The following is a 26,008-nucleotide window of genomic DNA, read 5'->3' on the forward strand; positions in this document are numbered from 1 at the left end:
CACCTATGACCTCAATCAGCATTCAGCTCGCAACGACAGAAGAAACCGAACGCCTTGGCCAGGACTTGGCGCTTGCGTTAAGAAAAGGCGATCTCGTCACGCTTTCCGGCGACCTCGGCGCGGGTAAGTCGACGCTGGCGCGCGGTTTGATCCGTGCGATTGCCGACGATACTGACTACGAGGTGCCAAGCCCGACCTTCACCATCGTTCAGTCGTATCCGGAACTGCGCGTCCCGGTCAGCCATGTCGATCTCTACCGCCTTTCCTCTGCCGATGAAATTGATGAGCTTGGCCTGGATGAAGCATTGGAAGACGGTGTTGTCCTGGTCGAGTGGCCGGAACGGGCAGGCCAAGTCCTGCCAACAGCAAGCCTTCACCTGTCCCTGATCAGCGATGGCGACGGGCGAAAAGCATTGGTTGATGGTGAACCCGCCGCCATAGCTCGGCTGCAGCGCTCATTGGAAATTCGAAATTTCCTGACGGAAGCCGGGTTGGGAACCGCCCGGCGGCGCTATCTGCTCGGCGACGCGTCAGCACGGGGCTATGAAACAGTTTCGACCGGAGACGAGCTTCCGCTCATCCTGATGAACTCGCCATATAATCCTGGCGGACCTGTTTTGCGCGACGGCAAGACTTACATGCAGATCGCTCATCTGTCCCAGTCGGTGACGGCATTTGTTGCCCTCGATAGATTGTTGCAATCGAAGAAATTCAAGGTGCCCGCGATCCTCGCCGAAGATCTCGAGAGGGGGTTTCTGCTCCTGGAAAACCTCGGTAGTGATGGAGTGCTGGATGCCACGGGTGCACCAATTCCTGAACGCTACGAGGCGGTAGTTCGTCTGCTGGCGAAAGTGCATCAGCAATCATGGCCGCGGGATATCGAGGCGGCCGAAGGTTATTCACATCATATCCACAACTTCGATCGCGACGCGATGATGATTGAAGTGGAGCTGCTTTCGGACTGGTATGTTCCCCGCATGCGCGGGTCGCCACTTGGATCTGCGAAAAAATCGGACTATGTCGCCGCCTGGGACGAAGTATTTAGCCAATTAATCAATGCCGAGCAAAGTCTGCTGCTGCGTGACGTGCATTCGCCCAATATTCTCTGGCGCAGCAGCGCGACAGCCACCGACCGCATTGGTTTGATCGATTTTCAGGACGCGATGATCGGCCCGTCGGCCTATGACGTGGCATCGCTGGTTTTCGATGCGCGGGTGACCATTCCACCGGAGCTTCAGGATCATTTGCTCGCCGCTTATCTCGACGAGCGTCGATCGGGCAGTGAGGATTTTGATGAAGAGGGTTTCCGCAGGGCCTTTGCTATAATGGCGGCGCAGCGCAATGCCAAGATTCTCGGTATCTTTGTCCGCCTTGACGAACGGGACGGCAAACCTTTCTATCTGCAGCACCTTCCTCGCATCAAGGCCTACCTCAATCGCGTCATTGGCCACCCTGCACTGGCGCCGGTCAAGGATTGGTGCGAAAAGGCAGGTATCGTAAATTCGGAGAGTTGATTTTAATGACGAAGCCCCGTACCGCAATGGTTCTGGCAGCCGGTCTCGGCAAGCGCATGGCTCCGATTACAGACACGATCCCCAAGCCCCTGGTAAAGGTAGCCGGCAAACCATTGATCGATTGGGGGCTGGACGCGCTCGCAAATAATGGTGTCGAGCGTGCAATCGTCAATACGCACTATCTCGCTGATCAATTGGATACGCATTTGGCGAAGAGGAGCGTTCCCGAGATTCTCGTTTCAGATGAACGTACAGAGCTGCTTGATTCTGCAGGTGGCATCGTCAATGCACTGCCGCAGATAGGGACCGAGCCGTTTTATGTCATCAATGCGGACACTTTCTGGATTGACGGGGCGATACCAAATCTTGTCCTCCTGGCGGAAGGATGGGATGATGCGCGCATGGACATTCTCCTGATGATCGCGACGAAGCACCAGGCGACCGGCTATGACGGCCGCGGGGATTTCAACATGAACGCGGAGGGTAAGTTGCGCCGGCTCGCAGCGGATGAGACATCGCCCTATATCTATGCCGGTGCAGCCATCATCCACCCGCGCATCTTTGCCGAAGCATCGGCAGGCAAGGCTTCGCTGAACCATTATTTTGACGCAGCAATTGCTGCGGACCGGCTTTACGGTGTGCCAATGGAGGGTATTTGGCTGACGGTCGGGACACCCGGCGCCATCGGTGATGCGGAAGCCGCTATCGCCCGCGCCGGTCAAGGGATCCATGGCTGACCACAAACATTCACGGGTATTTTCCATCGCGCCCGGCATACCGTTCCTGCCTGCTCTCGTAGATGCGCTGGGGTCGGGAACGCTCATACCTGGCTTCCCCGACAATCCCACAGATCCGATGGCGCTGGCGCGTGTGACGATCTACGTGCCGACGCGCCGCGCTGCGCGCACTTTGCGCTCACTGCTTGTTGAAAAAAGTCCAGTCAGATCCGCGATTCTTCCCGTCATTCGCCCACTAGGTGATGTGGACGAAGATGCAGCGATGTTTGATATGGGATCGGACGCCTTCTTCGATCTCTTGCCACCGATAAGCTCCACGGAACGGCTGCTGCTGCTCGCACGGCTGGTGAGGCCGTGGCGTGAGCGCTTGCCGGACCATGTCCGGGCTCTGTTCGGCAATGAGGAAATTGCCATCCCTGCTACGACCGCCGACGCGATCTGGCTGGCGCGTGACCTTGCCGCACTGATGGATCAAGTGGAAACCGAAGCCAGCGGCTGGGCGACTCTCTCGAACATCGTGTCGGAGGAACTGCCGAACTGGTGGCAGGTGACACTTGATTTTCTAGGCATAGTCACCAGTCTCTGGCCCGATATTCTGGCCGATGTTCATCGATCGAACCCCGCGGCCCATCGCAACCGGCTGATTGAACTGGAAGCTGAGCGTCTGATGCGCAACCCTCCGGACGGCCCCGTTATCGCTGCCGGTTCCACGGGTTCCATACCTGCCACAGCCAGGCTCCTTGCATCCATCGCGTCACTGCCGCATGGTGCCGTCATCCTGCCAGGCCTTGACCGCGATATGGATGCAGCGAGCTGGGACGTCTTGGCAAATATTGACGGCAATCCGTCGATTTTCGGTCATCCGCAATATGGCCTGAGAAAACTCTTGAGCGAACTCGGCGTGCTGCGCCACGATGTCGTCCGTTTGGGAAAAGTCACGCCGCAAAAGAGAGCTCGCGAGCATTTGCTCGCCGAGGCCATGCGCCCGGCGGATACGAGCGAGGCCTGGAGCACTATCGACCGCACCAGCGGCCAATTTTCTGAAGCCGTCGCGCCGGTGGCCCTGATCGAGGCGGCCAATGAGCGCGAAGAGGCGCTCGCCGTGGCCGTCGCATTGCGTGATGCCATCGATCAGCCGGGCAAGACTGCGGCCCTGATCACAGCTGACCGCGACCTGGCACGTCGTGTGTCGACCGAACTTGCACGCTTCAACATTGCTGCAGACGATTCCGGCGGCCATGCCCTGCGCGAAACGCAACCGGCGACACTGATGCGGCTGGCGATCGAAACTGCATTCAACCCAGGTGATCCGGTTGCGCTTCTCGCGCTGCTCAAACATCCCTTGACGCGGCTTGGGCTGCAACGCCCGGCGGTGCGGCAGGCCGCCGAAACCATTGAGCTCGTATCCTTGCGCGGCGGCACTGGCCGCGCTTCGCTTTCCGGTCTTGCCGCGTTCTTCGAGCAACGTCTGGCCGAGGGTAGTAATGCGCCGTTCGAACCGGTCTGGCTGCGGCAGATTTCCGTTGCTCAGATCGAAGCAGCCCGGATAGCCTGCGCTGCTCTCAGTCATAGTATGGAACCACTCACTGTCATTGTTGACAGGACCGAGCCGGTGCAGATGGCCGAGATCATTCACGCCAGCGTATCGAGCCTGGAAAATCTGGCGCGCGACGACAAGGGTGATATCGCCGCGCTCTATTCCGGTGCGGCCGGCGAGCAGTTTGCCGGCTTTCTGCGCAATCTGGTTTCGGCCAATACCGGACTGGATTTTCTGGCCCCGGAATGGCCGGGAATGGTCGAAGCGCTGATGTCAGGCGAGGTTGTGAAGCCGAAGGCCGGCGCCCACCCCCGCCTGTTCATATGGGGGGCGCTCGAGGCGCGGCTGCAGACGGTCGATACGGTAATCATCGGCGGTCTCAATGAAGGTTCGTGGCCGGGAAAGACGCGCAACGACCCATTCATGTCGCGCCCGATGAAATCCATCATCAATCTTGAACCGCCGGAGCGGCGCACCGGTCTGGCCGCCCACGATTTCCAGATGGCGATGGGCATGGATCGCGTCATCCTTACCAGGTCGCAGCGTTCCGCCAATGCGCCGACAGTCGCCTCGCGCTGGCTGCAGCGGCTCGAGACGGTGCTTGGCAAGACCGCTGCGGCGGAATTGCGGACGCGCGGCGCAAAGTATCTGAATTGGGCACGCGAGATCGATCATGCGGCGGACGAAGATTTCGTCAGGCGGCCAGAACCCAGGCCACCGCTCGAGGCGCGGCCAAAGCATTTTTCGGTGACGGAAATAGAAACATTGAGGCGCGATCCCTATGCAATATTCGCGCGGCGTATCCTGCGGCTGCGCCCGATCGATCCGCTGATCCGCGATCCGGATGTGGCAGAACGCGGCTCGCTGTTCCACAACATTCTGGCACATTTTACCGAAGAGGGTATCGACCCGGTCCGCCCCGACGCTCCGGCCCGGCTGCTGGACATAGGCAGACAATATTTCGACGATATCGCGCTGCCCGAGGAGATCGATGCGGTTTGGTGGCCGCGGTTCCAGTCCCTGGTACCCGAATTTCTCGACTGGGAACGCGTTCGTGCTCCATTGATTGCCGAACGCCATCCCGAAATTGCCTCGAAGAAAATTTCCGTGGGGACGACAGGCGTGACGCTTTCCGGACGGGCGGATCGCCTCGACCTCAGGCGGGACGGAACGGTGGACATTATCGATTACAAGACCGGTTCAACGCCGTCGAAACGGCAGGCCCATGTGCTTCTGTCGCCGCAGCTTGCGCTGGAGGCAGCGCTTCTTGCGCGCGGAGCGTTTCATGAAGTTGGCAACCGCTACGCCTCTGACCTCCTCTATGTTCGCCTCCGGCCGAATGGCAGGGTGGACCCGGAATCGATCCTGAAAATTGGCACCGCAGCGAATGGCAGCGAGAAATCGGCGCCGGAACTCGGGGAACTTTCCTGGCAACGGCTTAATGAATTGCTCAACGCCTATCGCGATTCGCAAAAAGGCTACCTGTCACGTGCCCTGCCGTTCAAGGAAACTGATCTGACCGGGGACTATGACCATCTCGCCCGGGTGCTGGAATGGTCAGCAGGCGGTGCAGATGATGGCAGCGAGGGTGAATGAAAAAGCCTCGTGTCATTCCTTTCGAAACGATAGCGAACCAAAACAAGGCGGCAGATCCAAATGATTCGGTCTGGGTTTCGGCCAATGCCGGGTCGGGCAAGACCCATGTTCTCACCGAGCGCGTGATCCGGCTGCTGCTTGACGGAACCGATCCATCGAAAATCCTCTGCCTCACTTATACGAAGGCAGCCGCCGCGGTGATGCAAAACCGCGTTTTTGCACGGCTTTCCGAATGGGCGACCACCGATGAAGCCACGTTGTCAGAAACGATACAGCAGATTGACGGCCGGGTTCCCGATCAAAACCGCCTTGCGCAGGCGCGCCGCCTGTTTGCGCGTGCCATGGAAACCCCGGGTGGTCTCAAGATCCAGACGATCCACGCCTTCTGCGAGGCCATTCTTCATCAGTTTCCGCTGGAGGCCAACATCGCCGGCCATTTCGAATTGATGGACGATCTGATGCAAGTTGCACTCGTTGGTGAAGCGCGCCGCCAGTTGCTGCAGTCTGCGCGCTTGGACAGCAACACGGAGCTTGCCGCTGCCTTCGCCGACGTGCTCGATGCTGCCGGAGAATTTGGCTTGCAGGCACTGCTCGACGAAGCCGTGAACAAGCGGCATGACCTGACACAATTCATCCGCGATATTGGCCATGATGAGTTGCGCCGCCAGACCTTCTACGCTCATTTCGGCTTCACCGGCATGGAGACAGAAGACAGCATCCTGTCAACGCTTTGGCCGGTACGCGAATTTGATGGCGGCATTCTTGGAGAAATCCTCGACATCCCAAGAAGCGCCACCCGGGCGCAGGAGTTCGCGCTGACCTTGCGTTTTGCCAAGGTCAATGACCAGATTGACCAGCGCGAAGAGGCCTTGAAGACGGCATTTCTGAAGGCGAGCGGAGAGCCCAAGAACGGCTCATTTATTTCGTCCAAGGCGGTGACGGACCGGGTACCGGATTTCATTGATCGCTATGATCGCGCGGCGCAGCGGGTGTTCGAAGGGCTCGACAGGCTTAAGCAATTGCGCCTTGTCCGGCTGACCCTCTCTGCACTCGCGCTGGTTGATGATCTGCTCAGTCGCTATCAGCAGATGAAAAGGGCGCACGGTCTTCTCGATTTCGATGATCTGATCGTGCGGACGATGATGCTCCTCGGGCGGCAGGATGCGGGGCCCTGGGTCCAGTACAAGCTCGATAAGGGCATTGACCACATACTGGTCGACGAGGCGCAGGATACGAGCCCCAACCAATGGCGCGTCATACGTCTGTTGAGCGAGGAATTTTTCGCAGGGAAGACGGCGCGTACCGTTCGCCGCACACTTTTTGCTGTCGGCGATGAGAAGCAATCGATCTATTCATTCCAGGGCGCGGTACCGGAGGACTTTGCCGAGCATGGCAAGGCAACCGAACGGAAGACCCGTCAATCCGAGCTAAGCTTCGCCCGGGTCAATCTCAACTTCTCCTTCCGGTCTGCTCCAGATGTGCTGTCTGCCGTGGACAAGGTCTTTGCCCGGCCGGAAGCCAATCGAGGTTTCGGCGCGGATCACGGCGCGACGGTGCACACGGCGATACGCGATCATGATCCGGGCGAAGTGCAGATATGGGACATGCTTGACCCGGTCACAACGCCAGAGGAGGACGACTGGCGTACGCCCGTTGACAGCCTGCCTGCGCCGCCGGTGCGTCTCGCCGAGCAGATCGCACGAACGATCGACTTCTGGCTCAAGAATGGCGAAATCCTCGACGGGCAAGGCCGCCGGCTCGAGGCACGCGACATCATGGTTCTGGTGCGCAAGCGTGATCAGTTCATGCCGGCCCTGTCGCGCGAACTGAAGAAGCGTCATGTTCCCGTTGCTGGCGCGGACCGGTTGAGGCTAACTGATCATATCGCTGTCAAGGATCTGATGGCGCTTGGCCGGTTCATGCTGTTGTCGTCCGATGATTTGTCGCTCGCGGCAGTCCTCAAGAGCCCATTGTTCAAATTGGGCGATGATCAGTTGTTTGCCCTCGCCCATGACCGGGCGGAAAATGTAACGCTTTATCAGCGCCTGCTTGCGCAGGCCGAGGACGACCTCACGCTCTATGGTATTGCACAACGGCTGCAGGATTGGCGAAATAGCGCTGACACAGTGCCGGTGTTCGAGTTCTACGCCGATATTCTTGGGCCCGGCGGAGCAAGGCGCGACCTTCTCGCACGGCTCGGCCAGGAGGCGGGCGATGTCATCGACGAGTTCCAGAACTATGCTGTTGCGACAGAGAAGACAGGATTGCCGGGCCTGCAGGCGTTCCTCGAAACGCTGGATGCGGCGGCTCCGGAAATCAAACGCGAACTCGATCAGAGCCGCAACGAAGTACGGATCATGACGGTACATGCCTCCAAGGGACTTGAGGCGGCCGTTGTATTCCTGGTCGATTCCGGCAGCGCTGCTTCCGCGGGCGGGCGTGCGCCAAATCTGCTTTCTTTCGATATGGCAGAGGAAGAGGGATGGCGTGGCAAGGGATTTTTGTTCGCTCCGTCCAAAACCCATGCGACGGCGTTCACGGCAAATATAATCGACAACCTGAAAGTCCGCGCCGAAGAAGAGTATCGCCGCCTGCTCTATGTCGGCATGACCCGGGCCGAAGACCGCCTGATCGTTTGCGGCTACCGCGGAACGCGGCGCGCGCCCGGAACCTGGCACGATCTGGTGGAAGCGGCGCTGGCCGAAGCGAGCGAGCCGTTCCAGCATGCGGTTGAGGGAGTGGTTGCCAAGCGCTACCGCGTCACGGAGCGCGTTCCTGCAGCCATTGTCGAGCCTGACATCGCAACTGAGATCAGTGCAGCCCCTTTTCCAGCGGCGTATCGAAGGCCGATGCCGCGCGAAGCTGGTCTACCAAGACCGCTTGCGCCATCGGGTGTCTCCGTTTTGATCGAGCCCGACGACGAAGCACCTTTGGTGACCGGTTCACCGGTGCTCGTGAGGGAGAGCGGCGATCCGTCTTTTGCCATCCGGCGCGGTACGGTTATTCACGCGCTATTGCAGACGCTGCCCAATCTCCCATCCGATCAACGCGTACCGGCCGCGCGGCGCTATCTTTCGCGTGCCGCTTTCGACTGGAAGCCAGAGGAGGTCGAAAACGCCCTGCAATCGGTACTCGCCGTCATGAATGATTCAGGTTTTGCTCCCGTCTTTGCATCAGGGTCGCTGGCCGAAGTAGCGGTCATGGGGACGCTGCATCTGCGCGGCAAGGATCACGCCGTTTCAGGCGTGATCGACCGGCTGGCGGTCAGCGAAAGCCGCGTACTCATCGTGGACTACAAGACCAACCGGCCTCCTCCCCATACATTGGCAGGGGTGCCCGATACTTACGTGGCGCAGTTAGCGCTTTATCGGCAATTGCTGGAACCGCTGTATCCCGGTAAAATCGTCGAGGCAGCACTGCTTTTTACTGAAGGTCCCTATCTGATCGATATTCCCGTGAACGCGATGCAGGATGCCCTTGCCCGTCTCACCGCATCGTGAGAAGACGAAACTTGACGAGGGCGAGCCGACTCACCACATGATGTGCAACACATTCACAAACCCACAAGGAAAAGCCTATGGCTACCGTCAAGATCGACACCAGCAACTTCCAGTCCGATGTAATCCAGTCAGGCCAGCCTGTCGTTGTTGATTTCTGGGCAGAATGGTGCGGACCGTGCAAGATGATCGCACCCGCCCTTGAAGAAATCGCTTCGGAGATGGAAGGCAAGGTTACGATTGCCAAAGTCAATATCGACGAGAATCCAGAACTTGCCGCTCAGTTCGGTGTGCGTTCGATCCCGACCTTGCTGATGTTCAAGGATGGCGAACTGGCGGCCAATCTGGTTGGAGCCGCTCCCAAGAGCAAGTTGACCGACTGGATCAAGAATTCGGCGGCCTGATTTTTGGGCCTCTGAAATTAAGAAGCCCGGCTCTTTGCCGGGCTTTTTTGTTGTCCAGAACAATTATTGTGGGAGTGTGCCATTGTCCGAGAGAACATCGCCGGCAAGATAAAGCGAACCGCCAATGAGTATGCGCGGCGCCGGCTCGGATTTGTCCCAGCTGTCGCGCAGTATTTTGAGCGCGTTCTCGACGGAGTGAACGGGTTCTGCCGAAAGCCCCGCTTCGTTGGCTGCCAGCGCCAGCTCGTCGTGCGGGATGCCCGCTCCACTGGAGCGGATGGGCACCGTATAGACATGCCGCGCCATGCCGGTGAAGGCTTGGAAATAGCCTACGGGGTCTTTGGTGTTGATCATCCCGGTTATCAGGAACAGCGGCCGCTGGGTGCGATCCTCGAGTGTAGCAATAGCCTCGGCAATCACCAGGCCTGCACCGGGATTATGTCCGCCATCAAGCCAGATCTCTGATCCCGGAACCGCCAGATCCACCAGCTTGCCTTTGATGAGCCGTTGCATGCGTGCAGGCCACTCCACCGTGGTCATTGCCGTCTCGACTGCGTATTCGGGAACGGTAAATCCCGCAGTTCTGACAGCTTGGATAGCAGCGGCAGCGTTGGCAAGTTGATGGCGGCCGAGCAAAGCGGGCAAGGGGAGGTCCATCAGTCCGGTATTGTCCTGGTAGATCATGCGGCCGCGCTCCTCAAAGCTGAGGAAATCCTGTCCATAGACCGCGTATTGGCAATCGCGCCGTTCGGCGGTCTCGATCAGCACCATCCGCACGGCTTCTTCTTCCTGCGCCCCAATGACCACGGAGCAGCGCGGTTTGATAATTCCAGCTTTTTCCGCCGCGATCAGTTCGACCCGATCGCCAAGATAGGGTTGATGGTCCAGTGAAATCGGCATGATAACGCTGACGGCAGGCTCAGGAATTACATTCGTCGCATCAAAGCGGCCGCCAAGACCGACTTCGAGGATGACGGCATCGGCAGGATGTTCAGAAAACAGGACGAACGTGACGGCGGTCAAAATCTCGAAAACGGTGATGGCCTGTCCGGCATTGGCATCGGCGACCCGCTTGACCGCCTCGGCGAGTACATCATCTTCGACTATCTTGCCACCGCCGGGAGCGCCAAGCCGATAGCGTTCGTGCCAGCGTACGAGATGCGGAGAGGTGTGGACATGAACCGTGTAGCCAGCGGCTTCGAGCAGCGCACGGGAGAAGGCGACAGCGGAACCCTTGCCATTGGTTCCCGCGACATGGATTACCGGTGGTATCCTCAGGTGCGGGTTGCCGAGTGTGTCGAGAAGGCGGGTAATGCGCCCCAGCGACAGATCAAAGCCCTTGGGGTGCAAGCCCAGCAGCCGTTCTATCTCTTGTTCAGCACGCGACGGCATTGCACACCCGATCCAGCAAATAGGATGGCATCAAGATTGGGCTTCGGCCGGTACCGGCATTGTGGCCGCCAGTCCGTTTGGCAATCCTTCAGGGATCTCAGTCGCCGGTTCGCCCAGCAACATTTTCAATAAGCGTGCGATGGTTGCCTTCAATTCCGTACGCGGCACAACCATGTCAACCATCCCGTGCGTCTTCAGATATTCGGCACGCTGGAACCCTTCCGGCAGCTTTTCGCGGACGGTCTGTTCGATGACACGCTGGCCGGCAAAACCGATCATCGCCCCCGGTTCAGCGATGTGAATATCGCCGAGCATCGCGTAGGAAGCAGTTACGCCGCCTGTCGTCGGATTGGTCAAAACCACGATATAGGGCAGACCGGCTTCCTTCAGCATCTCCACTGCAACTGTTGTACGCGGCAATTGCATCAGCGAGAGGATGCCCTCCTGCATGCGGGCGCCGCCTGACGCGGCAAAGAGTACCAGGGGTTTCTTCTGGGCAATTGCGGTTTCAAAACCCTTGATGATCGCTTCTCCTGCTGCCATGCCAAGCGAACCGCCGATGAAATTGAAATCATGGATGGTGACGACGATCGGCAGGCCTTCAATCGACCCAAGAGCATTGATGATCGTGTCGTCCTGGCCAGTCTTGGCGCGATGTTCCTTCAGACGATCGACATAGCGCTTTTCATCGCGGAATTTCAGCGGATCGGTCGCAACTTTCGGCTGCTCAAGTGTTTCGAACACGCCGTCATCGAAGAAGAACCTCAACCGGTCCCTGGCCGGAATACGCATGTGATGGCCGGAAGAGGGGACGACCCATTGGTTTTTCTCCAGATCCGTGTGAAAGACCATTTCGCCGGATTCCGGATCCTTGATCCAGAGATTTTCCGGCATTTCACGGCGGCCAAGCATCGAATTGATCTTCGGCCGGACGTAATTTGTGATCCAGTTCATGATCGGTCCTGTTCTTCTGTCGTTGTTCCGGTGATTTAGGGCTTCTACTCAGCCGCGGCAAGCCTTGACGCCCGCACACCGCTGGAAAGTCCCTGCACCATGGTTGCAACTGCTTCAGCCGGATCGGCAACCAGCGAGCCGTCGGGGTTGATCGTATTGGCCACGGCATTGACGATTGCAGTGCCCACAACCACGCCGTCCGCGGCAGAGCCGATCACCTTGGCCTGTTCAGCGGTCTTGACGCCGAAGCCGACGACCACCGGCAGATCCGTGTGCTTCTTGATGCGCTCGACGGCGGCGGCAACCCTGCTCGTATCCGGCAAGGCCGAACCCGTAATGCCGTTCATGGATACGTAGTAGACGAAGCCCGACGTGTTCTGCAGCACTTTCGGCAAGCGCTTGTCATCGGTCGTCGGTGTTGCCAGCCGAATAAAGTTAATGCCGGCCTTGATCGCAGGAATGCAGAGCTCTTCGTCCATTTCCGGCGGCAGATCGACGATGATCAGTCCGTCAATGCCCGAAATGACGGCATCCTTCAGGAAGCGTTCGACACCGTAAATATAGATCGGGTTGTAATAACCCATCAGGACGATCGGCGTGGTGTTGTCACTTGTCCGAAAACGTGCGGCGAGGTCCAGCGTCTTCGTCAGCGACATACCTTTTTTCAGCGCGCGCAAACCCGCTGCCTGGATGGCCGGGCCATCGGCCATCGGATCGGAAAAGGGAACGCCAAGTTCGATAATATCGGAACCGGAGCCTGGCAGGGCCTTCATGATCTTCAGTGAAGTGTCGAAATCAGGATCGCCGCCCATGAAATAGGTGACGAGGGCTGGGCGCCCCTCTGCCTTGAGGGCTGCGAATTTTCGGTCGATACGCGTCGTCATGATCAGATATCCATTCCAAGCAGTTGACCGACCGTGTGCACATCCTTGTCGCCGCGGCCTGAAAGATTGACGATCATGATCTTGTCCTGCGCCATCCGGGGAGCAATCTTCACCGCGTGGGCAATCGCGTGGGCCGATTCCAATGCCGGGATGATACCCTCGGCCCGAGTGGTCAGCTGGAAAGCATCCAGGGCTTCATTGTCGAGGATCGGCACATAGGATACGCGGCCCGTGTCGCGCAGCCAGGAATGTTCCGGGCCGACCCCCGGATAATCGAGGCCGGCCGATACTGAATGGCCATCGAGAATCTGCCCATCGGCATTCTGCAGCAGATAGGTACGGTTGCCATGCAACACACCGGGCCGGCCGGCGCTCATCGAGGCACAATGCTCCTCGCCATCAAGGCCGCGCCCACCTGCTTCGATACCGATGATTTCGACGCTCTTGTCATCGAGGAAGGGATGGAACAGGCCGATCGCATTGGATCCACCGCCAACGGCCGCGATGATGGTATCCGGCAGGCGGCCTTCCCGCTCAAGAATCTGCTCGCGGGCTTCCGTGCCGATGACCGACTGGAAATCGCGCACCAGTTCCGGGTAGGGATGCGGGCCGGCGGCCGTGCCGATCAGGTAATAAGTGTCTTCGACATTGGAGACCCAGTCGCGCAGGGCTTCGTTCATAGCATCCTTCAGCGTGCCGTGGCCCGAGGACACCGGCTTGACTTCGGCGCCGAGCAGTTTCATGCGGAAGACGTTCGGCTTTTGCCGCTCGACATCGGTCGCGCCCATATAGACAACGCAAGGCAGTCCAAAACGTGCGGAAACCGTAGCGGATGCAACGCCGTGCTGACCAGCACCAGTCTCGGCGATGATGCGTGTCTTGCCCATTCGCTTGGCCAGCAGGATCTGGCCGAGGCAATTGTTGATCTTGTGGCTTCCCGTATGGTTCAGGTCTTCGCGCTTGAAATAGATTTTGGCGCCGCCGTCGAGACCCTGTTCCCTGGCAAGCTGGCGCACGTGCCGCGTCAGACCTTCGGCATAATAGAGCTTGGAGGGGCGGCCGGCATAATGGGTCGACAACTCCTGGAGCTCCGCCTTGAACGACGGATCGTTCTTCGCGTCGTCATAGGCCTGCTGCAATTCAAGGATCAGCGGCATCAGGGTCTCTGCGACAAAACGGCCGCCGAAAATGCCGAACATGCCCTCTTCGTCTGGACCTGTCTTGAATGAATTGGGCTCAACCACCTTGTTCACTACTTCGCTCCGTTGTTGGCGGTCCGTATCGTTTTTTCCGAAACGCCCGCCCTGTTCTTAAGGGTCCCCGTCACTTTCTCGAAATGACTGCCTCTATGGTTCAGGCTGCGCCGGTGCTCCCGGCAGCGCGCACAGCCCGGAAGAATTCTCCGATCAGCCTGACATCCTTTACGCCTGGATCAGACTCGACGCCCGACGAAACATCGATGCCGCCTGGCAATCTCGCCGCCAGGGCTTCACGGACATTGCCAGCATTGAGACCACCGGAAAGCATGTAATCGATAGAGGCGTCAAGCTCGCTCAGCACCTGCCAGTCGAAAGATACGCCATTTCCGCCAGGAAGTTCGGATCCCCTCGGCGGTTTGGCATCAAAAAGGAAGCGGTCAGCAACACCGATAAAGGGCTTGATCTGGTCGAGGTCGCTGCGTTCACACAGTGAAAACGCCTTCATGACCGGCAATCCGAAGCGCGCCTTGACGTCTTTGACCCGCTGGACGCTCTCCTTGCCGTGCAGTTGCAGCATGTCCGGCCGCATCGCCGTGACGATTGTGTCGAGCGTCGCATCATCAGCATCGACCGTTACGGCAACGGCCTTGGCGCGGCCCTCGGCAGCGCGGCGCAGGCGGCCAGCCAAGGCGGGATCGATATTGCGGGGACTCTTCGGGAAGAAGATAAAGCCCACATGCGATGCACCGCCGTCCAGCGCTGCCGCAACTGCTTCGTCGGTTTTCAACCCGCAAATCTTGATATCAAGGCTCATAAGCCGCCACTCGCACGAAAATGCGTCAAAGTCGAGGATTTTGCGCATGGATCAACTATTAGAGATGGTGGTGATAGCCCTCTTTGACAAGGAAATCGAACGCATCCGCGACAGATGCAGGGACGGATTGCGCTATCTGGAAGCCTTTGGCCGGATAGTCGATCATCCGTTGCACGTCACCGACCATTTCATGGATGAACATATCGAGCGGATAGGCTGCAGTTGGCTGGTCCTCGAAACGGGTCGGCGGTGCGGTAATCATAGGTTCAATCCCGGGCCATTGGGCCCGTACGGTTGCAAAGGCGCGGCGCTGGGTCTGCGGCTTGGTCACGAGGATGACACGGCGAACGGTATCGTCCGCCATTGCCTTCGCAAACCTTATATTCTCGCCGATGTTGGTGGCTTGCGGCTCAATCAGAATGGCGTCGTCAGGAACACCCAAATCATTGGCACGCGCTGCAAATGCTTCCGCTTCGGTTCCGGGATAAAGTGCGCCTGTCCAGTTGCCGGATTTGCCGGTGAAGATGATCCGCTTGGCCAGACCCTGATGGAACAATTCTGCACAGCGGTCCGCGACACGCAGATCATAGCTGCCAAGCCCAATGATCACGTCGGCGCACGACAATTGGTCGTGGATGCGATGAAAGTCCCACAGGGTTCGGGCCGCCTGCAGGACGGCAGGAGAAATGGCCGCTCGCATCAGGTGAAATCGATGGCCTGTAGCGCGCCACCATTGCGCTTGAGCCAGGCCTTGCAACGTTCGGTATCCGGGCACAGCTCGCCGCACAGCTTCCAGAATTTCGGACCGTGGTTCATTTCTTTCAAGTGCGCAACTTCATGCGCGACAAGATAGTCGATTATCGGCGGGGGAGCCATCATGATGCGCCAGGAAAAGGACAGCGTGCCATCCGATGTGCAAGAACCCCAGCGGCTCTTCGTATCCTTGAGGCGAATGACCTTGGCGCGCCGCCCGACCGCTACTGTGTGACGCGCCACCAGCGTTTCGAGGTCACGCCGGGCCTCGCGCTTCAGGAAATCGCCCACCCGCCGCGCCAGATGCGGGCGGTCGCCATAGACAATCAGTCTTGGGCCCTCTGCTCCGTTCTCCTGCCGGACAGTTCCGCGCTTGGCCGGCTCGTGGACGATGAGGTGCGGTACGCCGCGTATGGGGATCTTCACCCCCGGGCGCACCTTCGGCTGGTCGGGCATCTTGGCAATACGTGTTTCGATCCAGCCTTCATGCCGCGTCAGAAACTTGTCGATCTCGCGGGCAGGCATGCCCGGAGGGACGGTCATGCGAAGGCCCTTGCCGCCTGCATCGATGCGCAAGGTCAGACGCGTCGCGCGCGGATTCTCCATCACGCGCAAGGGCAGGACACGGCCCGCAACCTCGTAGCTCCGCTCGGCTTTAAGCGTTGCGGATTTTTTCGGCGGACTCCGGAAGAGGGACAGGACCATGGGACCACATTAATTGATTCGAACAAAAGCGGTGAGACAAAACAGAAGCGGCGCCGGAAGGCGCCGCCATGGAACTACATTTCGCAATTAGGACTGGTGGAACTGACTGCAACCAGCCGCTATTCTCCGTCAGTATCGTTTACGCCGGGAACAGAACCGGAAGGCTTCTTTGGCGCAGCGTTCCGCTCGGCCATGAAGCGGTCGAATTCTTCGCGGTCCTTGGCGCGGCGCAGTTCACTCGCATACTCTTCAAACTCGCTACGCATTTCTTCAAGCTTGCGGCGCTCTTCGTCGAGGCGCTCCAGCTCTTTTTCACGCCATTCATCAAAGGCAACGTTACCGGTACCAAACGGACCTCTGCCGAAGTGATGATTGCGCCGGTGACGACGGAACGCACCGCAGACATTGTCGGTTGCGTTGCTCATTTCGTGCCTGAAGCCACCGAAACGGTTGCCCCAGACAATATAGGCGAGCATGGCTAAACCAAGTGGCCAGAACAGCATGAAACCGAGAATCATCAAAGCGATGGTCGCCGGGGTCCAGCCTGGCCGGATCAATGCAGCATTGTTCATCTAAAGCCCTTCCCTATCAAGAAAGTCCCGACCCTGATTGGTCGATTGATAACGACATGGGAAAGATATTTGGGCTTTTCAAGAAAGTGTGATCCCAAATGCGGCAAGGCCTTGGATTCAGAACCTTTTCTTTGCGTGATCGACGAAAACAACAGCCAGCCCGGCAACGAGTGCCCAGAATGCTGCGCCGATCCCGCCGATCGTGATGCCTGAAGCCGTAACCGCAAAAGTGACGATCGCTGCCAGGCGTTCAGGTTCGGTCTTGAGCGCGAGTGCCAGCGCATTGGTAAATGCCCCGATCAGCGCAAGTCCTGCCACAAGCGCGATCAGAGGCGGGGGCAAGACTGCGAACAAGGCAACGAGCGATGCACCGAAAATCGCAAATATCAAATAGGACAGCGCATAGAATGGGCCCGTCAACCAGCGCTTTCCGGGGTCGGGATGGGCGTCGGGTCCGGTGCAGATTGCAGCGGAGATTGCCGCCATGTTGCTGGTGTGGGCACCGAACGGCGCGCTTATCAACGAGACGAGACCTGTAACGAGAAGCGCAGCGGACGTCGGGGGCTCATAACCTGCCGCACGCAGGACTGCGAAGCCTGGCAGGTTCTGCGAGGCCATTGTGACGAGGTAAAGCGGCAGCGCGAGACCGATCATGGCGCGCACATCGAAGACCGGCATGATCACCGTCACAGTCGAAAGTTCGATGTGGGGTATGCTCGCAACGCGTCCGCTGAGAATGGCAAAGATGACACCGCCGAATAGCACGGCAAGCACGGCCATGGCCGGATTGAACAGGCGGATGATGAAGAACAGCGCGACGAGCGGCAATACGAAAAGCGGGTCTACGGGGATCGTCCGTGCGGCGCCGGTAAGGAAGGCAAAAAGGACGCCAGCCAGCATGCCCGAGGCAATGGATGCGGGGATCCTTGAAACAAACGCCGAAATTGGCTTGATCAGCCCGGTGATGATGATCGCGATGGCTGTCACGATGAAGGCACCAACCGCCTGCTGCATGCTGAAGCCGATTGATCCGCCTATCAGCGCCAGTCCGGGCGTCGACCATGCGCTGATGATCGGCATTTTGTAGCGCCAGCTCAGATAACCCGTGGCGGCGAACATTGCGAGACAGATCGCGGTTACCCAACTGGCAGTCTCCGCCTGCGTCGCACTAAGCGCCTGCGCCGCCGCGATGATGAGTGCAAGCGTCCCGCCAAATCCGACGACGGCAGCGACGACGGCTGAAGCAATCACGGAGAAGCGCATGCTGAAAACCTGATGTTGGGGATTTATTGGATGGAATAGCGGGTTCTGGTGCGATCCACCATTGAAGACACGGTTCGGGAAAGAAGTTCAAGATCTTGCTGGCGGGAAAGACGATGATCGCCATCGCGCACCAGCGTAATCGTCACATCATCGACGGGCAGATGATCCACCAGCCGCAACGCATGGGTATAGGGTACGTCCTCGTCTTCCATGCCCTGGAGAATATGAACTGGACAATCAGTCTGGATCACGCCCTTCAGAACCTGGTTCGCCTTGCCATCTTCGAGGAGCGCCTTCGTATAGATATAGGGCTCGGGCGAATAGTCAGACGGCTCTTCCATAAAGCCGCGCTCCGCTATCTGCCGGCGCTGGTCGTTTGTCAGTTGCGGCTCGACCAGTTCCGAGGTGAAGTCTGGCGCCGGGGCAATGAGTACGAGACCGGCGGCACGTTCACTTTCGCCTGACTTTTGCAGCTCCTGGATCAGGCGCAGTGCGATCCAGCCGCCCATGGATGAGCCCACGAGAATCTGCGGACCGGATGAGAATTGCCTGAAGACTGCCAGACTCTGTTCGAGCCACAGCGAAATTGTACCGTCACGGAATTCGCCGCTCGATTCGCCATGGCCGGAATAATCAAACCGGAGAAAAGCCACACCTTTCTCGGATGCGTATCGATCCAGCCAATCGGCCTTGGTGCCCAGCATGTCCGAGCGGTAGCCTCCGAGCCAGACAATACCAGGTTCACGCCCGGCACGGAGGCGCAGAGCAATATTCGTACCGTTAACGTCAAGAAACTGCGGTGGTGATGTAATCATAAGCCGAACTCCTAACCGGTGTACTGCCTTTTGCCACGGCCAATTGCACCGATAAAGTCTGCAACATTGCATAAAACTGAAATAATCCTATGTTGGATTGGAGTGATTTATCCTGAAAATAGTGATATTGGCTTGAGCCAGCGTATTCAAAGCATTGCGGCTACGGTCTGACGGTGCTATTTGCGTGACCGAAATAATTCAAGGAGACTACTGCCATTCGCCGACCCTTTAGAGCACAGGTGGTCCAGAAAGATGGACCTCGTTCCAACCGTGATATCCGGGTACCCCAGGTACAGCTCATTGATGCCGAAGGTGAAAACCACGGCATTGTCACCATACAAGCAGCACTGGCCATGGCTGATGAGGCTGGTCTCGATCTCGTCGAGATCGTGCCCAATGCCGAGCCGCCGGTGTGCAAGATCGTTGACCTTGGGAAATTGAAGTACCAGGGCCAAAAGAAGGCTGCCGAAGCGCGTAAGAAGCAGAAGACGGTCGAAATCAAAGAAATCAAGATGCGCCCGAACATCGATACGCATGACTACGATGTGAAGATGAAGGCCATCAAGCGTTTCTTCGACGAGGGTGACAAGGTCAAAGTGACATTGCGCTTCCGCGGCCGTGAAATGGCTCACCAGGAGCTCGGCATGCGGTTGCTGGATCGGGTCAAGGAGGACACGGTCGAGATTTCCAAGGTCGAAGCCGAACCAAGGCTCGAGGGGCGCCAGATGATGATGGTTCTGGCGCCGCGCTGAATTCAGCCGTTCGTGAAGACAAAGCCGCCTACGGGCGGCTTTTCTCTTGAGTGATACAGATGTGAGTCCGTAATGGCACTGAATTCTCCCACCGAAATGGCTCGGTATCAGCAGCGCAGACGCCTCGCGATTGCAGTCGTCATCGGATTGATTCTCGTTGCGTTGCTGACGATTCGCTCCGCATGGAGTAATGACTGGGTCCATGAATACATCGAGGACTTCGGAATAGGCGCAATTGTGCTCGCCATCCTCGGCCGGATGTGGTGCACGCTCTATATCGGCGGACGCAAGAGCGCGGAGATTGTTCGGCTCGGACCTTACTCCATGAGTCGCAATCCGCTTTACGTATTCAGCACTTTGGGTGCAGCCGGCATCGGCATGCTGACGGGCAGCCTGACCGTTGCATTGGTCCTTGCCATCCTTTGTTACGTAGCCTTCCGGTTCGTCATTGCCGCGGAAGAGGGCTATCTCGAGAACGTATTCGGTGAGCCCTACCGCGCATACAAGCGCGAGGTGCCGCGCTTCTTCCCGAAGATTTCACTGTACAGGGAAGCTGACGTGCTCAGCGTCAGGTCGTCGGTGCTCTACAAGACGCTATTTGATGGACTCGTGTTCTTCGTTTCATATCCGTTGCTTGAGTTCGTGGAGTATCTGCAAACGACGGGCGCTTTGCCGGTTCTGTTGCGGCTCTATTGAGCTTTTCGCCGGTCAAGGCGATTCAACAGTTGCGCTTTTCCTGACTTCTGCTAATAAGCACCCGTTCAAACCGCCCGGCAGGGCATGCCGTGGCGGTTTTGTATGCTTTCAGGCTTTGGTCGGCCTGAAATTAAAACAAAAGCCCCAAAACTCCAAAGAGCGAAGCGGGGCTCATAAGATTAGGAGTAGCAAAATGCCCAAGATGAAGACCAAATCTGCTGCCAAGAAACGGTTCAAGATCACCGGGACTGGCAAAGTCAAAGCCGCCGCCGCTGGCAAACGCCATGGCATGATCAAACGTTCGAACAAATTCATTCGTGACGCACGTGGCACAATGGTTCTCGCCGATGCCGATGCGAAAATCGTGAAGAAGTTCCTGCCCAACGGCCTCTGAGCCGGGCGCGTTATTTAGTCCTTAAGACAAGGAGATCATATCATGGCACGTGTAAAACGGGGCGTTACGTCTCACGCCAAGCATAAAAAAGTTCTGAAGCAGGCCGAGGGTTTCCGTGGCCGCCGCAAGAATACAATCAAGACCGCCAAGGCCGCTGTCGATCGCTCGAAGCAGTACGCTTACCGCGACCGCAAGAACAAGAAGCGCACGTTCCGCGCGCTTTGGACCCAGCGCATCAACGCCGCTGTGCGCGAGCATGGCCTGACCTACAGCCGTTTCATCGATGGCCTGTCGAAGTCGGGTATCGAGGTTGACCGCAAGGTTCTGTCGGATCTCGCGATCCACGAGCCGGAAGCATTCGGTGCACTCGTGGCTTCTGCCAAGAAGGCGCTCGAATACTTGAAGAACACCACTCCGAACGCTTTTGAAGGCGCTGTCCACTAAGCCAGCCGCCGCTCCCAAAGCATTTCGGAAATTAAGACTTGGGAAACCCGCGCTGGCTCGGCTAGCGCGGGTTTTTCAATTTTCTGCACTGTTACGATCAGTCGCAAACCGCGAAACGGGTGAAGAACCATGGACGATCTGGTACAATTGGAAAGCGTGCTTGCCGCGCAGATTGAGGCAGCGAATGATGAAGCGGCCATCGAAGCCGTCCGCGTCGCAGCTCTCGGCAAGAAGGGCTCGATTTCGGAAAAGCTGAAATTGCTGGGCTCGATGTCGCCGGAAGAGCGCCAGTTCCAGGGCCCCGCCATCAACGGGCTAAAGAATCGCATTGCCGAAGCGCTGACCGCGCGCAAGAATGCACTCAAGGATGTTGCAATCAGCTTGCGCCTTGAAAAGGAAAAGGTCGACGTTACGCTTCCCGTCCGCGCTGCTCCGGCCGAGCGCGGCCGCATCCATCCGATCAGCCAGGTCGTGGACGAAATTACCGCCATCTTCGCCGATATGGGATTTTCCATTGCCGAAGGTCCAGATGTCGAGACGGACTATTACAACTTCACAGCGTTGAATTTCCCCGAAGGACATCCGGCACGCGAGATGCACGACACGTTCTTCTTCAACCCGGACGAGAATGGCGAGCGGCGGGTATTGCGCACCCATACGAGCCCCGTGCAGATCCGTACCATGGAAAGCCAGAAACCGCCGATCCGCATCGTCATTCCGGGCAAGACCTATCGCATGGATAGCGACGCCACCCACTCGCCGATGTTTCATCAGGTTGAAGGCCTCGTCATCGACAAGACCGCCAACGTCGCCAATATGAAGTGGGTGCTGGAAGAGTTCTGCAAGGCGTTCTTCGAAGTGCCGTCGCTCAAGATGCGCTTTCGTCCGTCCTACTTTCCATTCACCGAGCCGTCGCTGGAAGTCGATATCCAATGCGACCGCTCCGGCAAGGAAGTGAAATTCGGCGAAGGTACGGACTGGATGGAGATCCTCGGCTGCGGCATGGTGCACCCGAATGTGCTGCGTGCCGGCGGGCTCGATCCGGATGAATATCAGGGCTTTGCCTGGGGCATGGGCATCGATCGCATCGCCATGCTGAAGTATGGCATGCCCGATCTGCGCGCCTTTTTCGATGCCGATGTCCGCTGGTTGCAGCACTACGGCTTCCGCCCGCTCGACATGCCCACGCTGTTCGGAGGCCTGAGCGCGTGAGCGGATTGCCTGATCCGTACCGGGATGCGGTGACGTTCGCGTTCGGCGATTCTCCCGCTCTTGCCGACGAATTGTTGGCGCTTGTGCTTGCCGGCAAGAAGACGGCGACCTGTTCGGCGCTGCGTGACTATGCTTCGGACAGCGCCGGCAAGCCTGTCGTGGGCCGGCGTGATGTGGTGCTCGACGGCGCGGGCAAGCCAGCGGCGGTCATCGAGACCGTCGAGGTCAGCTATCGCCGGTTCGACGAGGTCGATCCAGCCTTTGCCCGCGACGAGGGTGAAGGCGATGGCACGCTCGAACAGTGGCGGCACGGCCACGAGAGCTATTTTCGTCGCAATGGCGGTTTTTCGCCGGATATGGACCTTCTGTGTGAGCGGTTTCGCCTCGTCGAAATCCTCAAACGCTAAAATTGAGAAACGAGTGAAATCATGAAATTCACACTCTCCTGGCTGAAAGATCATCTTGAGACCGAGGCTTCGCTCGACAAGATCGTCGAGACCTTGACCATGATCGGTCTGGAGGTCGAGCAGCTTGACGACAAGGCCGCGTTGAAGCCCTTCGTTATTGCGAAGGTGCTGACCGCTTCCCGGCATCCGGATGCCGACAAGCTGCAGGTCCTCACCGTCGATACGGGCGACGGCAAGCCGCTGCAGGTTGTCTGCGGCGCGCCCAACGCACGTGCCGGACTCATTGGCGCCTTCGCTGCGCCAGGTGCCTATGTCCCGGGCATCGATCTGACCTTGTCAGTCGGCAAGATTCGCGGCGTCGAGAGCCATGGCATGATGTGCTCTGAGCGCGAATTGCAGATGTCGGACGAGCACAACGGCATCATCGACCTGCCGGCGGATGCACCGGTCGGCACCAGCTTTGCCGCTTATGCGGGTCTGGACGATCCTGTCATCGAGATCAACTTGACGCCGAACCGCCCGGACTGCACCAGTGTATACGGCATTGCCCGCGATCTTGCCGCGGCCGGTCTCGGCACGCTCAAGGGCCAGCCGGTCGAACCTGTAAAAGGTGCCGGCCCGGCGCAGGTCAATGTCTCGCTCGATCTTGGCGACGATAAGCATCTTTGCCCGGGTTTCGCCTGGCGCACGATCAGGGGCGTAAAGAATGGTCACAGCCCGAAATGGCTGCAGCAGCGGCTGATCGCCATTGGCCTGCGTCCGATCAATGCGTTGGTCGATATCACCAATTACCTGACCTTCGATCGCGGCCGTCCGCTGCACGTTTTCGATGCGGACAAGGTCGAGGGCGGTCTCACGGTGCGCCGCGCCAGGGCAGGGGAGCAAATTCTCGGTCTCAATGGCAAGGAATACACGCTGGGGCCGGACAATGTCGTCATCGCCGACGCTGATGGCGTTGAATCGATTGGCGGCATCATGGGCGGCGAACATTCCGGCTGCGACGAGAATACCACCAATGTCGTGGTTGAATCGGCGCTTTGGGATGCGATGAACATTGCCCGCACGGGCCGGACACTCGGTATTATCACCGATGCCCGTTACCGGTTCGAGCGCGGCGTCGATCCTGAGTTCATGGTCCCGGGGCTCGAACTTGCCACGCAATTGGTGCTGAAATTCTGCGGCGGAACGCCCTCCGGGACGCAGCTTGTTGGCTATACCGGCCATACGCCGAAAGCCGTGCAGTTCCCGGCATCGGAGGTCAAGCGCCTCACCGGCATCGACGTTACCGCCGAAACAAGCCTCGATATCCTGTCGCGTCTCGGCTTCGTGCCGCAGGGTACCGGCGAGGTGGTGGATGTCGTGGTGCCGTCATGGCGCCCGGACATCGATGGCAAAGCCGATCTGGTCGAGGAAGTGATGCGCATCCATGGCGTAGATCGCATCGATCCGCAGCCGCTGCTCAGCCACGCGGCAGTGAACGGCAAGATCCTGACCACCTTGCAAATCCGCACCCGCAATGCCCGCAGGGCGCTGGCCTCGCGTGGCATGATGGAGGCGGTCACCTGGTCGTTCATTTCCGAAGAGTCCGCCAGGGCTTTTGGCGGCGGCCAGAGCGAACTCAAGCTTGCCAACCCTATCGCGGCCGACATGTCCGACATGCGTCCGTCGCTGCTGCCAGGTTTGCTTGCCGCTGCCCAGCGCAATGCCGATCGCGGGTTCAACGATCTGGCGCTGTTCGAGGTTTCCGGCACCTATGAAGGCAACACGCCGGAAGCCCAGCGCCGCGTTGCTGCCGGCGTTCGCCGCGGCACGGCCAAACTTGAAGGCCCGGGCCGTCACTGGGCGGGCAATGCCGCTCCGGTTAGTGTTTTCGACGCAAAAGCGGATGCGCTGGCGGTGCTCGAAGCCTCCGGCGCACCGGTGGACAAGCTGCAGATCGAAAGCGGCGGACCGGCCTGGTATCATCCCGGTCGCTCTGGCACGATTAAGCTCGGACCCAAGGTCATTCTCGGAACCTTTGGCGAGTTTCATCCGAAGACACTGGAAACACTCGACGTGGCAGGCATTCTCTGCGGCTTCGAAGTCTTCATCGACGCCATCCCTGAGCCGAAGCAGAAGGCAACCCGTACCAAGCCGGCGCTCAACCTTTCGGATTTCCAGGCGGTGCGCCGCGATTTCGCGTTCATCGTCGACAAGTCCGTGGAAGCAGCCGCCATTGTCCGGGCGGCACTCGCCAGCGACAGGAAGCTGATCACCGGCGTTCAGGTCTTCGATCTGTTTGAAGGCGCATCGCTTGGCGACGGCAAGAAATCCGTGGCAATCGAAGTCGCGATCCAGCCGCAGGAACGCACGTTGAACGACGAGGACCTGGAAGCGCTGACCAGACGCGTTGTCGAGAGCGTCAGCAAGCAAACCGGCGGTGTGTTGCGGGGCTAACGCTGCCATCCGAAAATCTCAGATACAAAAAGGGGCGCGTTGCGCCCCTTTTCTCTTGATTTGCCCGGACCTATTTCTGGATGACTTTCCAGTTTTTGTAGAAAATCGAATTGCTGCCCTTCAAAATCACACCCATGAACGAGACGATGGCCGCGAACAACGCCGGCATATGGGACGGACGCAGGATATCCACGAACAGGCAGTAGCGCGTCTGGTCGGTCTGGTTGACCGACTGGTGCATCAGTGTGTCATCGAAGATGAAAAGCTTGTCGTCTTTCCAGTAGCTCGTTGTATCGCCGCACCAGATATAGGCGGTGCGGTCATTCATGTCGTTGATGTTGTAGAGCACGCGGATCGTCGCGCGTACCGGTCCGAAATGCTTCGATGTCGAATTCTTCTTGTTGAAGACCGACACGCCGATCGTCTTGACGAAATTATACTTCTCATAGAAGGACGGCACATTGGCGAAGCTAGGCTGGTCCTTGCCATACCACTTGAAGAAAAACATGCTCCGCGCTTGCTGCTCCGCACGCGCCTGCAGTTGGCCTACGATATTTTCCTTTTGCGTCGCCGTAATCAGCCGCTTCACTTCTGCCTGATAATCGGATGGCAGATCCTGCAACTTGTAAACGCCCTTGTTGACATAGGGCAGCGACAGGATGTCGAGAACGATGTTCAGCGGCGACAGAAGCCAGGTGAACATGCCGTTACCAAAGAAATATTGCTCGACCACATCACGGTTCAAATTCTTGTTGCGCGACAGATCATAGATGCCGCAGATCACGTAGAAAATCACCAGATACGGGACAAAATAGGCGATGACGCCCAAAAGAACCAATCCGACGGCCCAACGGCGAAGGGACTTTTTCGTTGCTTTTTCCATGGTATTCCAGGTTCAGCGCCAGCGATGCGAGACCGTTGGCGCGGCTTGTTGAGACAAATCGATCTTGCGCGATAAAGGGTCAGGACCTGTTGATCTGGTCGAAATGGTATGAGGCTTTTCGTTCGGATACGAGGAGCAAAGGCGATGG

At 58.3% G+C, this 26,008-nt stretch carries 23 protein-coding genes; 12 read left to right on the forward strand and 11 right to left on the reverse strand.

All coding sequences use genetic code 11. The features are described 5' to 3' along the window. Positions 1-5: 5 nt before the first annotated feature. The 5 genes from tsaE (at position 6) to trxA (ending at position 9,285) form a co-directional block, all read left to right on the forward strand. On the forward strand, positions 6-1,514 hold the full coding sequence (gene tsaE / locus CU103_RS01885) for a tRNA (adenosine(37)-N6)-threonylcarbamoyltransferase complex ATPase subunit type 1 TsaE (protein ID WP_106662208.1): 1,509 nt from the start codon (positions 6-8) through the stop codon (positions 1,512-1,514). A 5-nt stretch (positions 1,515-1,519) separates the two neighbouring features. Then, positions 1,520-2,251, forward strand: a complete 732-nt coding sequence (locus CU103_RS01890) for a nucleotidyltransferase family protein (RefSeq protein WP_106662209.1) — start codon at positions 1,520-1,522, stop codon at positions 2,249-2,251. Further along, entirely contained in the window at positions 2,244-5,384 is a 3,141-nt protein-coding gene (gene addB, locus CU103_RS01895) for a double-strand break repair protein AddB (RefSeq protein ID WP_106662210.1), read from the forward strand. Before CU103_RS01890 ends, addB begins: the two co-directional genes overlap by 8 nt. Continuing rightward, the gene (addA, locus tag CU103_RS01900; protein WP_106662211.1) at positions 5,381-8,884 is read left to right on the forward strand and encodes a double-strand break repair helicase AddA; all 3,504 of its coding nucleotides are present in this window, start codon (positions 5,381-5,383) and stop codon (positions 8,882-8,884) included. The genes addB and addA overlap by 4 nt, the downstream gene beginning before the upstream one ends. 77 nt (positions 8,885-8,961) lie before the next feature. Then, positions 8,962-9,285 carry a thioredoxin gene (gene trxA, locus CU103_RS01905; RefSeq protein WP_106662212.1) on the forward strand — a complete coding sequence of 108 codons (324 nt, stop codon included), beginning with the start codon at positions 8,962-8,964 and terminating at the stop codon, positions 9,283-9,285. Positions 9,286-9,348: 63 nt separating this feature from the next. On the opposite strand, the gene CU103_RS01910 is transcribed toward trxA, so the two are convergent. The 10 genes from CU103_RS01910 to CU103_RS01955 form a co-directional block, all read right to left on the reverse strand. Next, positions 9,349-10,677 carry a bifunctional folylpolyglutamate synthase/dihydrofolate synthase gene (locus CU103_RS01910; protein WP_106662213.1) on the reverse strand — a complete coding sequence of 443 codons (1,329 nt, stop codon included), beginning with the start codon at positions 10,675-10,677 and terminating at the stop codon, positions 9,349-9,351. 30 nt (positions 10,678-10,707) lie between these two features. Beyond that, the gene (gene accD / locus CU103_RS01915; protein ID WP_106662214.1) at positions 10,708-11,631 is read right to left on the reverse strand and encodes an acetyl-CoA carboxylase, carboxyltransferase subunit beta; all 924 of its coding nucleotides are present in this window, start codon (positions 11,629-11,631) and stop codon (positions 10,708-10,710) included. 44 nt (positions 11,632-11,675) lie between these two features. Then, positions 11,676-12,515 carry a tryptophan synthase subunit alpha gene (gene trpA / locus CU103_RS01920; RefSeq protein ID WP_106662215.1) on the reverse strand — a complete coding sequence of 280 codons (840 nt, stop codon included), beginning with the start codon at positions 12,513-12,515 and terminating at the stop codon, positions 11,676-11,678. A gap of 2 nt (positions 12,516-12,517) precedes the next feature. Beyond that, positions 12,518-13,768 (reverse strand): tryptophan synthase subunit beta, encoded by a 1,251-nt coding sequence (trpB, locus tag CU103_RS01925; RefSeq protein WP_106662216.1) that lies wholly within the window; start codon positions 13,766-13,768, stop codon positions 12,518-12,520. Positions 13,769-13,868: 100 nt separating this feature from the next. Next, positions 13,869-14,528, reverse strand: coding sequence for a phosphoribosylanthranilate isomerase (locus CU103_RS01930; protein ID WP_106662614.1), 660 nt, complete (start codon positions 14,526-14,528; stop codon positions 13,869-13,871). A 58-nt stretch (positions 14,529-14,586) separates the two neighbouring features. After that, positions 14,587-15,216, reverse strand: a complete 630-nt coding sequence (locus CU103_RS01935; protein ID WP_106662615.1) for a YdcF family protein — start codon at positions 15,214-15,216, stop codon at positions 14,587-14,589. Between the two features lie 11 nt (positions 15,217-15,227). Beyond that, positions 15,228-15,986: a M48 family metallopeptidase gene (locus CU103_RS01940; RefSeq protein ID WP_106662217.1), complete on the reverse strand. Its 759-nt coding sequence runs from the start codon at positions 15,984-15,986 to the stop codon at positions 15,228-15,230. A gap of 119 nt (positions 15,987-16,105) precedes the next feature. Then, positions 16,106-16,558, reverse strand: coding sequence for a DUF2852 domain-containing protein (locus CU103_RS01945; protein ID WP_106662218.1), 453 nt, complete (start codon positions 16,556-16,558; stop codon positions 16,106-16,108). 117 nt (positions 16,559-16,675) lie between these two features. Next, entirely contained in the window at positions 16,676-17,821 is a 1,146-nt protein-coding gene (locus CU103_RS01950) for a benzoate/H(+) symporter BenE family transporter (RefSeq protein WP_106662219.1), read from the reverse strand. Between the two features lie 23 nt (positions 17,822-17,844). After that, positions 17,845-18,636 (reverse strand): alpha/beta hydrolase, encoded by a 792-nt coding sequence (locus CU103_RS01955; RefSeq protein WP_106662220.1) that lies wholly within the window; start codon positions 18,634-18,636, stop codon positions 17,845-17,847. Between the two features lie 215 nt (positions 18,637-18,851). On the opposite strand from CU103_RS01955, the gene infC reads away from it, so the two are divergent. From infC to pheT, 7 genes are all read left to right on the forward strand, one after another. Beyond that, positions 18,852-19,388, forward strand: a complete 537-nt coding sequence (gene infC / locus CU103_RS01960; protein ID WP_100000798.1) for a translation initiation factor IF-3 — start codon at positions 18,852-18,854, stop codon at positions 19,386-19,388. Between the two features lie 78 nt (positions 19,389-19,466). Beyond that, positions 19,467-20,084, forward strand: coding sequence for a methyltransferase family protein (locus CU103_RS01965; RefSeq protein WP_106662616.1), 618 nt, complete (start codon positions 19,467-19,469; stop codon positions 20,082-20,084). 193 nt (positions 20,085-20,277) lie between these two features. Next, a complete protein-coding gene (rpmI, locus tag CU103_RS01970; protein WP_106662221.1) occupies positions 20,278-20,478 on the forward strand; it encodes a 50S ribosomal protein L35 in 201 nt (66 codons plus the stop codon). Positions 20,479-20,520: 42 nt separating this feature from the next. Beyond that, on the forward strand, positions 20,521-20,922 hold the full coding sequence (gene rplT, locus CU103_RS01975) for a 50S ribosomal protein L20 (protein WP_106662222.1): 402 nt from the start codon (positions 20,521-20,523) through the stop codon (positions 20,920-20,922). A 129-nt stretch (positions 20,923-21,051) separates the two neighbouring features. Then, positions 21,052-22,134 (forward strand): phenylalanine--tRNA ligase subunit alpha, encoded by a 1,083-nt coding sequence (gene pheS / locus CU103_RS01980; RefSeq protein WP_106662223.1) that lies wholly within the window; start codon positions 21,052-21,054, stop codon positions 22,132-22,134. Beyond that, a complete protein-coding gene (locus tag CU103_RS01985) occupies positions 22,131-22,541 on the forward strand; it encodes an ASCH domain-containing protein (protein ID WP_106662224.1) in 411 nt (136 codons plus the stop codon). The genes pheS and CU103_RS01985 overlap by 4 nt, the downstream gene beginning before the upstream one ends. Before the next feature lie 21 nt (positions 22,542-22,562). After that, entirely contained in the window at positions 22,563-24,977 is a 2,415-nt protein-coding gene (pheT, locus tag CU103_RS01990; RefSeq protein WP_106662225.1) for a phenylalanine--tRNA ligase subunit beta, read from the forward strand. Positions 24,978-25,047: 70 nt separating this feature from the next. Here the strand turns inward: pheT and CU103_RS01995 are convergent, their stop codons facing one another. Then, a complete protein-coding gene (locus CU103_RS01995) occupies positions 25,048-25,860 on the reverse strand; it encodes an aspartyl/asparaginyl beta-hydroxylase domain-containing protein (RefSeq protein ID WP_106662226.1) in 813 nt (270 codons plus the stop codon). Between the last annotated feature and the right edge of the window lie 148 nt (positions 25,861-26,008).

It is taken from the genome of Phyllobacterium sophorae, assembly GCF_003010965.1.
Lineage (GTDB): Bacteria > Pseudomonadota > Alphaproteobacteria > Rhizobiales > Rhizobiaceae > Phyllobacterium > Phyllobacterium sophorae.

Bases quoted from the DNA above. Each gene is read 5' to 3' on its own strand.
- accD (WP_106662214.1), bottom strand. From the start codon at position 11,631: ATGAACTGGATCACAAATTACGTCCGGCCGAAGATCAATTCGATGCTT.
- rplT (WP_106662222.1), top strand. From the start codon at position 20,521: ATGGCACGTGTAAAACGGGGCGTTACGTCTCACGCCAAGCATAAAAAA.
- CU103_RS01995 (WP_106662226.1), bottom strand. From the start codon at position 25,860: ATGGAAAAAGCAACGAAAAAGTCCCTTCGCCGTTGGGCCGTCGGATTG.
- trpA (WP_106662215.1), bottom strand. From the start codon at position 12,515: ATGACGACGCGTATCGACCGAAAATTCGCAGCCCTCAAGGCAGAGGGG.
- CU103_RS01945 (WP_106662218.1), bottom strand. From the start codon at position 16,558: ATGAACAATGCTGCATTGATCCGGCCAGGCTGGACCCCGGCGACCATC.
- trxA (WP_106662212.1), top strand. From the start codon at position 8,962: ATGGCTACCGTCAAGATCGACACCAGCAACTTCCAGTCCGATGTAATC.
- CU103_RS01890 (WP_106662209.1), top strand. From the start codon at position 1,520: ATGACGAAGCCCCGTACCGCAATGGTTCTGGCAGCCGGTCTCGGCAAG.
- addB (WP_106662210.1), top strand. From the start codon at position 2,244: ATGGCTGACCACAAACATTCACGGGTATTTTCCATCGCGCCCGGCATA.
- CU103_RS01950 (WP_106662219.1), bottom strand. From the start codon at position 17,821: ATGCGCTTCTCCGTGATTGCTTCAGCCGTCGTCGCTGCCGTCGTCGGA.
- pheT (WP_106662225.1), top strand. From the start codon at position 22,563: ATGAAATTCACACTCTCCTGGCTGAAAGATCATCTTGAGACCGAGGCT.
- addA (WP_106662211.1), top strand. From the start codon at position 5,381: ATGAAAAAGCCTCGTGTCATTCCTTTCGAAACGATAGCGAACCAAAAC.
- pheS (WP_106662223.1), top strand. From the start codon at position 21,052: ATGGACGATCTGGTACAATTGGAAAGCGTGCTTGCCGCGCAGATTGAG.
- CU103_RS01955 (WP_106662220.1), bottom strand. From the start codon at position 18,636: ATGATTACATCACCACCGCAGTTTCTTGACGTTAACGGTACGAATATT.
- tsaE (WP_106662208.1), top strand. From the start codon at position 6: ATGACCTCAATCAGCATTCAGCTCGCAACGACAGAAGAAACCGAACGC.
- rpmI (WP_106662221.1), top strand. From the start codon at position 20,278: ATGCCCAAGATGAAGACCAAATCTGCTGCCAAGAAACGGTTCAAGATC.
- CU103_RS01930 (WP_106662614.1), bottom strand. From the start codon at position 14,528: ATGAGCCTTGATATCAAGATTTGCGGGTTGAAAACCGACGAAGCAGTT.
- CU103_RS01910 (WP_106662213.1), bottom strand. From the start codon at position 10,677: ATGCCGTCGCGTGCTGAACAAGAGATAGAACGGCTGCTGGGCTTGCAC.
- CU103_RS01940 (WP_106662217.1), bottom strand. From the start codon at position 15,986: ATGGTCCTGTCCCTCTTCCGGAGTCCGCCGAAAAAATCCGCAACGCTT.